The organism is Streptomyces sp. NPDC049597, from assembly GCF_040675505.1.
In the GTDB taxonomy this organism is placed as follows: Bacteria; Actinomycetota; Actinomycetes; order Streptomycetales; family Streptomycetaceae; genus Streptomyces.
In genome coordinates, this window is sequence record NZ_JBFAOY010000017.1 from 58,692 (window position 1) to 71,192 (window position 12,501).

14 protein-coding genes are annotated in these 12,501 nt (G+C 72.2%); 5 read left to right on the top strand and 9 right to left on the bottom strand.

From position 1 onward, the window contains the following. Positions 1–53 precede the first annotated feature (53 nt). Both AB0K02_RS20340 and AB0K02_RS20345 read left to right on the top strand, forming a co-directional pair. On the top strand, positions 54–1,190 hold the full coding sequence (locus AB0K02_RS20340) for an adenosine deaminase (protein WP_177152070.1): 1,137 nt from the start codon (positions 54–56) through the stop codon (positions 1,188–1,190). A gap of 144 nt (positions 1,191–1,334) precedes the next feature. Continuing rightward, on the top strand, positions 1,335–1,694 hold the full coding sequence (locus AB0K02_RS20345) for an ATP-binding protein (protein ID WP_365993851.1): 360 nt from the start codon (positions 1,335–1,337) through the stop codon (positions 1,692–1,694). Between the two features lie 441 nt (positions 1,695–2,135). On the opposite strand, the gene AB0K02_RS20350 is transcribed toward AB0K02_RS20345, so the two are convergent. The 5 genes from AB0K02_RS20350 to afsQ1 form a co-directional block, all read right to left on the bottom strand. Continuing rightward, positions 2,136–2,333, bottom strand: a complete 198-nt coding sequence (locus AB0K02_RS20350; RefSeq protein WP_365993852.1) for a PspC domain-containing protein — start codon at positions 2,331–2,333, stop codon at positions 2,136–2,138. A 92-nt stretch (positions 2,334–2,425) separates the two neighbouring features. Continuing rightward, complete coding sequence (locus AB0K02_RS20355; RefSeq protein ID WP_365993853.1) at positions 2,426–3,013, bottom strand: VanZ family protein; 588 nt, start codon at positions 3,011–3,013, stop codon at positions 2,426–2,428. An 89-nt stretch (positions 3,014–3,102) separates the two neighbouring features. Next, positions 3,103–3,732: a hypothetical protein gene (locus AB0K02_RS20360; protein WP_365993854.1), complete on the bottom strand. Its 630-nt coding sequence runs from the start codon at positions 3,730–3,732 to the stop codon at positions 3,103–3,105. Then, a complete protein-coding gene (locus AB0K02_RS20365; protein ID WP_365993933.1) occupies positions 3,729–5,279 on the bottom strand; it encodes a HAMP domain-containing sensor histidine kinase in 1,551 nt (516 codons plus the stop codon). Before AB0K02_RS20365 ends, AB0K02_RS20360 begins: the two co-directional genes overlap by 4 nt. A gap of 103 nt (positions 5,280–5,382) precedes the next feature. Further along, on the bottom strand, positions 5,383–6,060 hold the full coding sequence (afsQ1, locus tag AB0K02_RS20370; RefSeq protein WP_365993855.1) for a two-component system response regulator AfsQ1: 678 nt from the start codon (positions 6,058–6,060) through the stop codon (positions 5,383–5,385). 170 nt (positions 6,061–6,230) lie between these two features. Here afsQ1 and AB0K02_RS20375 point away from each other — a divergent pair, with 170 nt between their 5' ends. Beyond that, positions 6,231–7,004, top strand: a complete 774-nt coding sequence (locus tag AB0K02_RS20375) for a SigE family RNA polymerase sigma factor (protein WP_365993856.1) — start codon at positions 6,231–6,233, stop codon at positions 7,002–7,004. A gap of 198 nt (positions 7,005–7,202) precedes the next feature. Here AB0K02_RS20375 and AB0K02_RS20380 read toward each other — a convergent pair whose 3' ends face one another. Beyond that, positions 7,203–7,841, bottom strand: a complete 639-nt coding sequence (locus tag AB0K02_RS20380) for a uridine kinase (RefSeq protein WP_365993857.1) — start codon at positions 7,839–7,841, stop codon at positions 7,203–7,205. Between the two features lie 119 nt (positions 7,842–7,960). Here AB0K02_RS20380 and AB0K02_RS20385 point away from each other — a divergent pair, with 119 nt between their 5' ends. Further along, complete coding sequence (locus tag AB0K02_RS20385; protein ID WP_365993858.1) at positions 7,961–8,377, top strand: hypothetical protein; 417 nt, start codon at positions 7,961–7,963, stop codon at positions 8,375–8,377. Between the two features lie 65 nt (positions 8,378–8,442). Here AB0K02_RS20385 and AB0K02_RS20390 read toward each other — a convergent pair whose 3' ends face one another. The 3 genes from AB0K02_RS20390 to deoC are packed head-to-tail and all read right to left on the bottom strand — an operon-like array spanning position 8,443 to position 11,721. Further along, on the bottom strand, positions 8,443–9,333 hold the full coding sequence (locus AB0K02_RS20390) for an aldehyde dehydrogenase family protein (protein ID WP_365993859.1): 891 nt from the start codon (positions 9,331–9,333) through the stop codon (positions 8,443–8,445). Then, positions 9,326–10,762, bottom strand: coding sequence for an aldehyde dehydrogenase family protein (locus AB0K02_RS20395; RefSeq protein WP_365993860.1), 1,437 nt, complete (start codon positions 10,760–10,762; stop codon positions 9,326–9,328). Before AB0K02_RS20395 ends, AB0K02_RS20390 begins: the two co-directional genes overlap by 8 nt. A 5-nt stretch (positions 10,763–10,767) precedes the next feature. Next, the gene (gene deoC / locus AB0K02_RS20400; RefSeq protein WP_365993861.1) at positions 10,768–11,721 is read right to left on the bottom strand and encodes a deoxyribose-phosphate aldolase; all 954 of its coding nucleotides are present in this window, start codon (positions 11,719–11,721) and stop codon (positions 10,768–10,770) included. 138 nt (positions 11,722–11,859) lie between these two features. Between deoC and AB0K02_RS20405 the strand changes: the two genes are divergently transcribed. Then, a complete protein-coding gene (locus AB0K02_RS20405; protein WP_365993862.1) occupies positions 11,860–12,495 on the top strand; it encodes a PH domain-containing protein in 636 nt (211 codons plus the stop codon). Positions 12,496–12,501: the final 6 nt, after the last annotated feature.

Consider the following 12,501-nt stretch of genomic DNA (forward strand, 5'->3'; position numbering starts at 1 on the left):
GACGGGCCTCGCCAGGGGGCGCGCTCTACGCGCATAGAGGCTAGAGTGCGCAGATGACGAGCCAGACCCTCAATTCGCCCACCCAGGACCAGATCCGCCGCGCGCCGAAGGTCCTGCTCCACGACCACCTCGACGGCGGTCTGCGTCCCGGCACGATCGTCGAACTCGCCCGGGACAGCGGTTACGGCGCCCTGCCCGAGACGGAGCCCGACAAGCTCGGCATCTGGTTCCGCGAGGCCGCCGACTCCGGTTCCCTGGAACGCTATCTGGAGACGTTCGCGCACACCTGCGCCGTCATGCAGACGCGCGACGCGCTCTTCCGTGTCGCCGCCGAGTGCGCCGAGGACCTGGCCGAGGACGGCGTCGTCTACGCCGAGGTCCGCTATGCCCCCGAGCAGCACCTGGAGGGCGGGCTCACCCTCGAGCAGGTCGTCGAGGCGGTCAACGCCGGCTTCCGGGAAGGCGAGCGCCGCGCCCGGGAGAGCGGCCACCGCATCCGCGTCGGGGCGCTGCTGACCGCGATGCGGCACGCCGCCCGCGCCCTGGAGATCGCCGAACTGGCGAACCGTTACCGCGACACGGGCGTCGTCGGTTTCGACATCGCGGGAGCCGAGGCCGGCTTCCCGCCCACCCGGCACCTGGACGCCTTCGAGTACCTCAAGCGCGAGAACAACCACTTCACCATCCACGCGGGCGAGGCCTTCGGGCTGCCGTCCATCTGGCAGGCGCTCCAGTGGTGCGGGGCGGACCGCCTGGGCCACGGGGTGCGCATCATCGACGACATCGAGGTGGCCGAGGACGGCTCCGTGAAGCTGGGCCGGCTCGCGGCGTACGTGCGCGACAAGCGCATCCCGCTGGAGATGTGTCCGACGTCCAACCTGCAGACCGGCGCGGCCGACTCGTACGCCGCCCACCCCATCGGGCTGCTGCGCAGGCTGCACTTCCGGACCACGGTCAACACCGACAACCGTCTGATGAGCGGCACCAGCATGAGCCGCGAATTCGAGCTGCTGACCGAGGCCTTCGGATACACGCTCGACGACATGCAGTGGTTCACCGTCAATGCCATGAAGTCGGCATTCATTCCTTTCGATGAACGACTGGCGATGATCAACGATGTGATCAAGCCCGGCTATGCCGAGCTGAAATCCGAATGGCTGTTCCGGCAGACCGCCACGAGCGGGAACTGAGCGTCCGGCGGGCCCGCCGACACGCGTACACCGAAGCGGCCGGAAGCGTCAATATCCGGCCGCTTCGCGGTGTTTGCGGCGCCTGTGCCAAGCTGACTAGCTTGCGGAGCCGCTCATATTTCCGTCCCCAAGGAATCGTCCGAGATGAAGAATTCCGCAAAGACCCTCGGCGTCGCCGCCCTCGGCGCCGCCTTCGCCGCTGCCGGTGCGGGCACCGCCTCCGCCGCGCCCGCGCTGCCCGACACCACCGGCGCGCTGGGCGCCGTCTCCCAGGTCACACCGGTCCAGGAGGTCGCCACCAAGCTCCCGGGCGCCCCGCAGTCCCTCGCCGCCGGCCGGGCGGCCTTGGCGAAGTCCGCCCCGATGCTGCCCGGCACCCTCCAGAAGACGGCCGGCAGGGTGCTGTCGGCCGACGACGCGACCGCGCCGGTCAGCGGCCTGATCGGCGGCCTCAGGACGGGCGAGCTGGGTGGCGGCCTGCTGCCCGGCGGACTCGCGGGCTGACGAACCGGCCGATGCGCCGCGACGGCCGTACGCGTGTGGGGCGCACACCCGAGCCGGGGTGTGCGCCCCACGGCGTTCACCGGTCGCCGGGCGGCCGCTGAGGGGTGCGGGAGCGGCGCTTCTCGTTCCGGCCCCGCCCGCGAGCTCGCGGTCCGCCTGCGTAGCTGGTGCCCCGCGGGCAGGGCCGTCGCGATCCGGGACCCGTCGCCGCGTCGCGTTCGGCGGGGGCCCGCCGTGGGCCGACGGCCCGTGGCCGGCCGGTCCGGACCGGCGGACGGAGCCACGGCGGATGGGGCCACCGGCGGATGGGGCCACCGGTGGACGGTGCCACGGGTGGACGGTGCCACGGGTGGACGGTGCCACGGGTGGAGGAGATCACCGGCGGACGGCGCCACCGGCGGTCGGGGCCGTAGCCGGTGCGGCCACGCACCCGACCGCGGGTCACCAGGCGGCGGCCGTCTTCTCCGACGGCAGCAGCAGCCACAGCGCCAGGTAGAGCAGGAACTGCGGTCCGGGCAGCAGGCACGAGACCACGAAGATCACACGCATCGTCGTCGCGGACGTGCCGAAGCGCCGGGCCAGCGCCGCGCACACTCCGCCGAGCATGCGGCCGTTACGGGGGCGGACAAGTGCGGCCATGATGGGCTCCTTCGCGAGAACCGTCCGGGGAGCCTCTCGTCGTGCTCCCGATGCGTCCATGGTCGCGCCGCGAAGGGGGGCGAAACGTCGCTCTACGGGGCGATCCCGACCCTGGGAATCGTCGGGGTCGCACCCTGAGGACCCTCGTCCCTGAGCATGGCCCGGGGTTCCTGCCCGCGGCCGCCGTCACGGCGCGCGGACCCCCGGCCGGGGTGCAGCAGTCTGCGCCGCAGCCGCGCCCGGCCCGCCGGGACGACGGCGAGATGCGCGAGCGCGACGCCGCAGGTGTTGAGCAGGATCGAGTCGATGTCGACGACCTGGCCCGGCACGCCCGTCTGGAGCAGTTCGATGCCGAGCGACAGGAGCACGCCGGCGGCGACCGTACGGGCCAGCGAGGCCCACGGGGAGACGGCCAGCCGCCCGCCGGCCAGAGGCAGCAGCACGCCGAGCGGTGCGAGAAGGAGCAGGCCACCGCCGATGTGCCGGGCCGCTTCCCGCGGTCCCGTCGCCAGCGCGGCCTCGATGCCTGCGAAGGGATGCAGGTTCGCCGCGGTCACCCACAGCACGTCGCGCGGGCGCAGTGTCAGCCAGGCGACGAGAACCAGATGAAGGAGGAGGAGCACGAGCCCCGCTGCGCGGAAGCGGATGGCGGCGCTGCCGCCCGAACCTTGACGCTGCACGCCCCCCAAGACGCAGCCTCACCCGGAAACGGTTCCGCACGACCCTCGACGCTCCGCGCCCCGACGCGGCCGGGACCGGCGCGCGGGGGTCAGTCGGCCAGGCGGGGCGTGTCCGTCGTCGGGACCGCGGAGTCGGGACGCTCCTTGGTCGCGTTCGGGCAGGTGTACGCGCGCGGGGCGTACTCGCCGGGGCCGCCCAGCAGCACCGAGCCGTCCGTCGCCGCCCCGTTCTCCAGCAGCGTGCAGACGATCTGCGCCAGCGCGGCCGGCGGCAGGTCCTCGGGCTGGCGGCTCAGGCGCAAGGTACCCGTGGGGTCGTCGCGCCGCCCGGCGTTCAGCAGCAGCGGGCCGCGTACGTAGGTCGAGAAGCCCGCCTCGTGCTCCGACGACAGCGGCTCCCGCTGGAGCTCGTCGAGCAGCGCCTGCGCGGTCGCGACCCGGTCGGCCGGAGCCTTCTCCTCCGTCGTTTCGGCCGTGCGGTCGACCGACATCAGCTGCGAGGCGCACACCAGGTACACCCGGACCGGGACCCCGGCACGTCCCGCCTGCGGGGCGATGTCCACCGCCGACACCTGGCACGGCACCCGTGAGGGCGCCGGCCCGGCGTCCACGGGCACCTGGGTGGGCCTGATGCCACAGCCCGCGAGCACGAGGGCGCCCGCGAGCACGGCGAGCACGGCCACCGGTCCGCGGCCCGCCCGTCTCCTGGGGAATATCACTGTGCGTCCCCCTCGGTCCGCCCGTCGCGGTTCCCGCCGCCTGTACCGCTGTCCGCGTCGTCCGACCCGGCCGCCTCGCAGTCCACGAGCGCGGACGCGTCGCGCGGCAGGCGCAGCACGAAGACCGCGCCGTCGCCGTCGGGGGAGTTGGCCGCGGTGATGGTGCCGCCGTGGATGTGGGCGTTCTCCATGGCGATCGAGAGGCCCAGACCGCTTCCGTCGGAGCGCGGTCGCGACGCGCTGGCTTTGTAGAACCGGTCGAAGACGTGCGGCAGGACGTCCTCGGGGATGCCGGGACCGTGGTCGCGCACCTCGATGAGCAGTTCGTCACCGCCCGGGCGCACCGACACCCGCACCGGGGACCCGCCGTGCTTGAGGGCGTTGCCGATCAGGTTGGCCAGGATCACGTCGAGCCGGCGCGGGTCCAGCCGCGCCATGATCCCGCGCTCGGCGTCCAGTTCGACCGCGTCCAGCCAGGCACGGGCGTCGATGCACGCGGTGACCTGGTCGGCCACGTCCACGGTGTCCAGCACGAGCCTTGCGGTACCCGCGTCGAAGCGGGTGACCTCCATCAGGTTCTCCACGAGGTCGTACAGCCGCCGCGTCTCGCTCACCACGAGGTTCACGGCCGGGGCGATCATCGGGTCGAGGCTGTCGGCCTCGTCCTCCAGCACCTCGGTGACGGCGGTCAGCGCGGTCAGGGGGGTGCGCAGTTCGTGGGACATGTCGGCGACGAAGCGCCGGCTCGACTCCTCCCGCGCGCTCATGTCCGCGACCTTCTTCTCCAGCGAGGCGGCCGTCTTGTTGAACGTCCGGGCGAGTTCCGCGAGTTCGTCGGTGCCCGAGACCCGCAGCCGGGTGTCGAGCTTGCCCTCGCCGAGCCTTCGCGCCGCCTCGCCGAGCCGGTGCACCGGCTTGAGCACGGTCGTGGCGGCGGCCTGCGCGAGCAGCGCCGAGCCGATCAGGGCCAGCAGGGTGGCGATGCCCAGCGACCAGGCCAGGGAGTTCAGGTCCTGGCGCTCCTGGTCGAGCGACTTGAACAGGTAGCCGGTCGGCCCGCCGCCCGTGATCCGTGTGCCGCCGACGAGATACGGCTCGCCGCGGCGCTCGGTGCGCTGCCAGTAGAGGTGGTACGGCTCGGAGTTGCCGGCGTCGACGTCCTGCCGGTCGTTCACCGCGTCCTGCAGCGACTGCGGCACGTCCTCCATCGTGAACGCGTCGCGGTCGGACGCTCCGGTGATCGGCTTGCCCTCGGCGCGCTCGCCGATCAGCACCACGCTGTAGTCGCCGCCCGCCATCTGCTCGGCGGCCTTCTGCAGTTCGCCCTGCGTGGGCCGCAGCGGCAGCGCCGCCGCCCTGTTCTGCATCTCCTGCCGGAAGTCGCCGAGCGCCGCGTCCTGGGTGCGGGTCAGCACCGCCTCGCGGTTGAGCCAGTACGCGATGCCGGAAGCGGACACGGCCGCGGTCAGCGCGACCAGCGCGAAGACGACCACGAGCCGCACGCGCAGGCTCGTCAGGCGCAGCCCGGCGAGCGGACCGCGCCGCACGCCCGCCCCGCCCGCGCCGCCGTTCGTGCCGTCCGCCGCACCGCTGTTCGTACCACCGCTCACCGAACGGTCCCGTCCGGCGCGCCCGCGCCAAGCCTGTGGATCACTGGGGAGCGTCCAGCCGGTAGCCGACGCCACGCACCGTACGGATCAGGGTCGGAGAGGACGGCACGTCCTCGACCTTCGCCCGCAGCCGCTGCACGCAGGCGTCCACCAGGCGCGAGTCGCCGAGGTAGTCGTGCTCCCACACCAGGCGCAGCAACTGCTGGCGCGAGAGGGCCTGCCCGGGCCGGCGGCTCAGCTCCAGCAGCAGTCGCAGCTCGGTCGGCGTGAGTTGCAGGTCGCCGCCGTTCTTGGTGACCGTCATCGCGGAGCGGTCGATCACCAGGGAGCCGAACGTCGCCGAGTCGGTGGACTCCCGCTCGCCGCGGCGCAGCACGGCACGGATACGGGCGTCCAGCACCCGCCCCTGAACCGGCTTGACCACATAGTCGTCGGCACCGGACTCCAGCCCCACGACCACGTCGATGTCGTCGCTGCGCGCGGTCAGCAGGATGATCGGCAGCTGGTCCGTGCGCCGGATGCGGCGGCACACCTCGAACCCGTCGATGCCGGGCAGCATCACGTCCAGCACGATCAGGTCCGGCCGCTGCTCGCGCAGCAGTTTCAGGCCGTCCTCTCCCGTCGCCGCGGTGGCCACACGGTGGCCCTGACGGGACAGGGAGAGTTCGAGCGCCGTGCGGATGGCGTCGTCGTCCTCGATCAGCAACAGGAAAGGCACGGGCCCATTCTGGCCCATGCGGTCGTCCTCGTTCGACTCCCTGGTGCATCACCGTTGTCCCCGGCCTCTGTGACGCGCCTGTGACAGTCGGCGGACACCGCCATGAAAGTGGCCGGGCAAGCTTCTTGTCACACGGAACGAAGCAGACTCCACTCGACGGGGGGCGCGAGATGAACGCACTGCACAGCACCACCTCAAGCGCAGTTGTCACGCGTCTCCACGACGTCGCGCGGAGCGCTGAGAAGTCCGGCGTGGCCGGTACCTCCCTGCTCGGGCGGAGCCCGGAGCACGGGGGAGGGCGGGGGTGCGTTCGCGGCGCCGGGCGTCAGCACAAGGCGACCTACATGGTGGCCGTGCCCGACGGGGGAGAGGCGTACGGAGAGGCCACGGGGGAGCGGACGGACCAGGCGAGGGCGGCTGACGCCGAAGCGGCGTTCACCGCCTACGTCCAGGAACGCCGCGCCTCTCTGTACGCGACCGCCTACCACCTGACCGGCGACCGGTACGAGGCCGAGGACCTCCTGCAGAGCGCGCTGTTCTCGACGTACCGGGCCTGGGACCGGATCAGCGACAAGGCGGCGGTCGGCGGCTATCTGCGGCGGACCATGACCAATCTGCACATCAGCGCCTGGCGCCGGCGCAAGCTCAACGAGTACCCGACGGAGGAGCTGCCGGAGACGGCGGGCGACACCGACGCGATGCGGGGCACGGAGCTGCGCGCGGTCCTGTGGCAGGCGCTCGCCAGGCTCCCCGAACTCCAGCGCACCATGCTGGTCCTGCGCTACTACGAGGGCCGCACCGACCCGGAGATCGCGGAGATCCTGGACATCAGTGTCGGCACGGTGAAGTCGAGCATCTGGCGGTCGCTCCGCCGGCTGCGCGAGGACGAGGTCCTCAGCTTCGGCCGTGACGAGGAGGAGTCCTTCGGCGAGCTGGTGGCCTGAAGGCACGGGGACACGGGGGACAACGGGGGAAACGGGGGCCGCTGTTTCGGGGGAGACGGCGGTAGGGGATCCACGGGTACGCGGGGGACACGGGGGACACGGGGATCCACGGGGGACATGGGAGCGGGGCCGGACAGATCGGGGGGTCTGTCCGGCCCCGCTCCCATGTCCGCGGCCGCCGGCCGGGAGCCGGCCGCGTCAGGCGGGCTGGCGTACGGCGGGCGTACGGCAGCGGCCGGCCGCCGCGTCCGCCAGGCGCCCCAGGGCCTCGGCCTTGCCGCACGGGTGGGCGCCGAGACCGGTCTGGCGCGCGACGACATCGCGCTCCGCGCGCATCAGGCGCCAGCCGCGGCGCAGCAGGAACGGGACCGACTTGCGGCCCTCCCGGAGATCGCGCGCGAGGCGGCGGCGGAACGTCGTGGAGGGGCGGCCCCGCAGGCACAGTGCGTCGGCCAGTACGCCGAGTTCCTGGCAGCGGCGGACGAGGTCGGCCGCGAAGATGCCCTCGGCGACGAACAGCGGGGTGCGGGCGATGTCCAGCGTCTCGCGGCCCACGCAGCTGCTCGACGCGATGTCGTACACGGGGACGTCCGCGCGCCCGGTGGCGCACAGTTCCACGATGGCGGCGACGGCCGCGTCGGCGTCCCACGAGGCCGGTGAGTCCCAGTCGATGTCGGCACTGCCCGTCACCCGGGGCAGCGTCGGGTCGTTGCCCTCTTTGTAGAAGTCGTCCAGACGCAGGACCGGAAGTCCCGTGCGGGCAGCCAGCGACGACTTGCCGGAACCTGAGGGGCCCGCGAGCAGCACCACGCGGGTCGGGATGGGTTGGGAATTCACGGGAGACAAGTGTGACGCATGCAGCCGCCCGGAGGACCCCCCGGAGGCGGGCTGGTTGCCCGTCTCACACCTCAACCACTGTCCGTGCGCCCACGATCACTCGAACAGGCAGGAAAAACATGGCTCGTCATGCAGCTTCCCCCCAACGGCGCCGCACGCTCGCGCGCGCCGGACTGACCGTCGCCGCGGCGGGCGCGGCCCTCGGAGCGGGCTCGGCGGCCGCGCAGGCTGCGACGGTACCCGAGACGGTCGGCGCCCAGTCGGTCGTCGGACCCGACGCCCGGGTGGGCGCCGCGCCGCTGGCGACCCTCACGGGCGTCGTCACCCGGTCCGTGGACGGGCTCGGCGAGCTCAGGAGCCTCCCGCTGAACCCGCTGGCGAACACCGGCGTCGACCCCCTCGACAACACCGTGGCCACCCAGGTCGCGGACTTCAAGCCGGTGAGCACCGCGGTGGTGACGGACAACCTCACCCGCGGCCAGGCGCTCGAGGACCTGCCGGTGGCCGGCCCGCTGGCGAACGGCGTGCTGCCTTAAGCGCCGGGTTCGCACCGACGGGCAAGCCCCCACGGCCTCGGCCGTGGGGGCTTCGCGCGGCAGGCTCAGTAGGACGAACCCGATGCGCCGAGCGAACCGGTGGGGTGCCAGACCGTCTTGGTCTCCAGGAACGCCGTCAGGCGGTGGGTGCCGGGATCGGCCGGCCAGTCGTTGTCCACAGCCTGTGGACGCAGGACTCGCTTGAGGTTGTCCGCCGCCGCGACCTCCAGTTCCTTCGCCAGGATCTCGTCGGCGCCGGTGAGGTCGATGCCGTTGACGTCCTGGTGCGCGGCGAGCGGGGCCGCGATCTCCGCCGTCCGCCCCGACAGCACGTTGACCACACCGCCCGGCAGGTCGGACGTGGCCAGCACCTCTCCCAGCGACAGCGCCGGCAGCGGCGACTTCTCGGAGGCGACCACGACCGCCGTGTTGCCGGTCGCGATCACCGGCGCGACCACGGAGACCAGGCCCAGGAGCGAGGACTCCTGCGGCGCGAGGACCGCCACGACGCCCGTCGGCTCGGGAGTGGAGAGGTTGAAGAACGGACCCGCGACCGGGTTCGCCCCGCCCACGACCTGCGCGATCTTGTCCGTCCAGCCCGCGTACCAGACCCAGCGGTCGATCGCGGCCTCGACGACCGCGGCCGCCTTCGACTTGGACAGACCCTCCGCGTCCGCCACCTCGCGCACGAACTGGCCCCTGCGGCCCTCCAGCATCTCGGCGACGCGGTAGAGGATCTGGCCGCGGTTGTAGGCAGTGGCGCCCGACCAGCCGCCGAACGCCCTGCGCGCGGCGACGACCGCGTCACGGGCGTCCTTGCGGGAGGAGAGCGGCGCGTTGGCCAGCCACTTGCCCTGCGAGTCGGTCACCTCGTACACCCGGCCGCTCTCGGAACGCGGGAACTTCCCGCCGACGTACAGCTTGTAGGTCTTCAGTACGGTGAGTCGGTCAGACATCGAGGTAGGCCTCCAGACCGTGACGGCCGCCCTCGCGGCCGAAGCCCGACTCCTTGTAGCCGCCGAACGGCGAGGTCGGGTCGAACTTGTTGAACGTGTTGGCCCACACGACACCCGCGCGGAGCTTGTTCGCCACCGCGAGGATGCGGGAGCCCTTCTCCGTCCAGATGCCGGCGGACAGGCCGTACTGGCTGTTGTTCGCCTTGGCGACCGCCTCGTCCGGGGTACGGAACGTCAGGACGGACAGCACCGGGCCGAAGATCTCGTCGCGGGCGATGGTGTGCGCCTGCGTGACGTTCGTGAAGAGCGTCGGCGCGAACCAGTAGCCGGACGTCGGCAGCTCGCAGGCGGGCGACCAGCGCTCGGCGCCCTCCGCCTCGCCCCGCTCCACGAGCGTGGTGATCCGGGACAGCTGCTCCTCGGAGTTGATCGCTCCGATGTCGGTGTTCTTGTCGAGCGGGTCGCCGAGGCGCAGCGTGGACAGGCGGCGCTTGAGCGACGCCAGCAGCTCCTCCTGGACCGACTCCTGGACCAGCAGGCGCGAGCCCGCGCAGCAGACCTGGCCCTGGTTGAAGAAGATGCCGTTGACGATGCCCTCGACGGCCTGGTCGATCGGGGCGTCGTCGAAGACGATGTTGGCGCCCTTGCCGCCCAGTTCCAGGGTGACCTTCTTGCGCGTGCCGGCGACCTGGCGGGCGATGGCCTTGCCGACCGCGGTCGAGCCGGTGAAGGCCACCTTGTCGACGCCCGGGTGCTCCACGAGCGCCGCACCGGTGTCCCCGTAACCCGGGAGGATGTTGACGACGCCCTTCGGCAGGCCCGCCTGGCGGCAGATGTCCGCGAAGAACAGGGCGGACAGCGGGGTCGTCTCGGCGGGCTTCAGGACGACCGTGTTGCCGGTGGCGAGCGCCGGGGCGATCTTCCACGCGAGCATCAGCAGCGGGAAGTTCCACGGGATGACCTGGCCAGCGACGCCCAGCGGCTTCGGGTCCGGACCGAAGCCGGCGTGGCCGAGCTTGTCGGCCCAGCCCGCGTAGTAGAAGAAGTGCGCCGCGACCAGCGGGAGGTCCGCGTCGCGGGTCTCCTTGATCGGCTTGCCGTTGTCCAGCGTCTCCAGGACGGCCAGCTCGCGGCTGCGCTCCTGGATGATCCGCGCGATACGGAACAGGTACTTGGCGCGCTCCGGGCCGGGCAGCGCCGACCACTTCTCGAACGCCTTGCGGGCGGCCTTCACCGCGCGGTCGACGTCCTCGGCGCCGGCCTGGGCGACCTCGGAGAGGACCTCCTCGCTGGCGGGCGAGACGGTCTTGAAGACCCTGCCGTCCGCGGCGTCGGTGAACTCGCCGTCGATGAACAGGCCGTACGACGGCGCGATGTCGACGACCGACCGCGACTCGGGTGCGGGTGCGTAATCGAATGCGGAAGCCATGATGATCAGTCCACCGTCACGTAGTCGGGGCCGGAGTAGCGGCCGGTCGCCAGCTTCTGGCGCTGCATCAGCAGGTCGTTGAGCAGGCTCGAGGCGCCGAAGCGGAACCAGTGGTTGTCCAGCCAGTCCTCGCCCGCGGTCTCGTTCACCAGCACGAGGAACTTGATCGCGTCCTTGCTGGTGCGGATGCCGCCGGCGGGCTTCACGCCCACCTGTACCCCAGTCTGCTCCCGGAAGTCGCGGACGGCCTCCAGCATCAGCAGGGTGTTCGCCGGGGTGGCGTTGACCGCGACCTTGCCGGTCGAGGTCTTGATGAAGTCGGCGCCGGCGATCATGCCGAGCCAGGAGGCGCGGCGGATGTTGTCGTACGTGGAGAGCTCGCCGGTCTCGAAGATGACCTTGAGCCGGGCGTTGCCGGAGGCCTCCTTGACGGCCCGGATCTCCTCGAAGACCTTCATGTAGTCGCCCGCGAGGAAGGCGCCGCGGTCGATCACCATGTCGATCTCGTCGGCCCCGGCCGCCACGGCGTCTTGGACGTCCGCGAGCTTCACGTCGAGCGCGGCCCGGCCGGCCGGGAAGGCGGTCGCGACGGAGGCGACCTTGACGTCGGAGCCCGCGAGGGCGGCCTTGGCGGTCGCCACCATGTCGGGGTAGACGCAGACCGCCGCGGTGTGCGGCGTCGTGCGGTCGGTCGGGTCGGGATTGACGGCCTTCGCGGCGAGCGCCCGGACCTTGCCCGGGGTGTCCGCGCCTTCGAGCGTCGTCAGGTCGATCATCGAGATGGCCAGGTCGATGGCGTACGCCTTCGCCGTGGTCTTGATCGAGCGGGTACCGAGGGACGCGGCGCGCGCTTCGAGGCCGACGGCGTCGACGCCGGGCAGCCCGTGCAGGAAGCGGCGCAGCGTGCTGTCGGACGCGGTCACGTCAGCGAATGCTGGTGCATTGGTGGGCATGGTCACCAGATGAGCATATCTACGCGCGTAGCGACCTGTACAGGGGGTACGGCGCTCCGACAGGTCACGGGTCGGTCGCACATCGGCCCGAACGCGGGGATGGGCCCGGGCCGACGGCCCTGGGCGTACGGCAGAATCGGACCCATGACGAGCCCCCAGCAGCCTGCCGAGCCCTCCTACGCCGACCGGGTCTTCCGGTCGCCCGCCGGGATCGCGGGCGGCGGGCTGCTGCTCGCGCTGCTCGCCTGGATGGTCGGGGACGCCCTGGTGCGCGGCGAGGGCCGCACGCCGTGGCTGGCGCTCGCGGCCGCGCTGATCGCGGTGCCGCTGATCGTCGCCTTCAGCGTCCGCCCCGCCGTCTTCGTGAACGAGGAGCGGCTGCGGATCAGGAACCCGTTCCGCACGATCACGCTGCCCTGGAGCGCGGTCGCCGACGTACGGGCCGGGTACTCCAGCGAAGTGTTCACCACGGAGGGCGTGAAGTACCAGCTGTGGGCCGTCCCCGTCTCGCTGCGCCAGCGCAAGCGGGCGGCCCGGCGGCAGATGCAGCGCGCGACGGACGACCCGCACGGCACGACGTCCGTGCACGCGGACGTCTCCGACTCCGCGGCGCGGATGGCGCCGGCGGACCAGACGATCGCGGACCTGCGCGAGATGGCGGAGCGCCTGGGACCGCGCTCGTCCGCACAGGGCGGGCCCCAGGTGCGCTGGGCGTACGAGCTGCTCGCGCCCGTGGTGGCGGGCGCGGTGCTGCTCGCCCTGGTGCTCGGCCTGGCCTGACCTGAC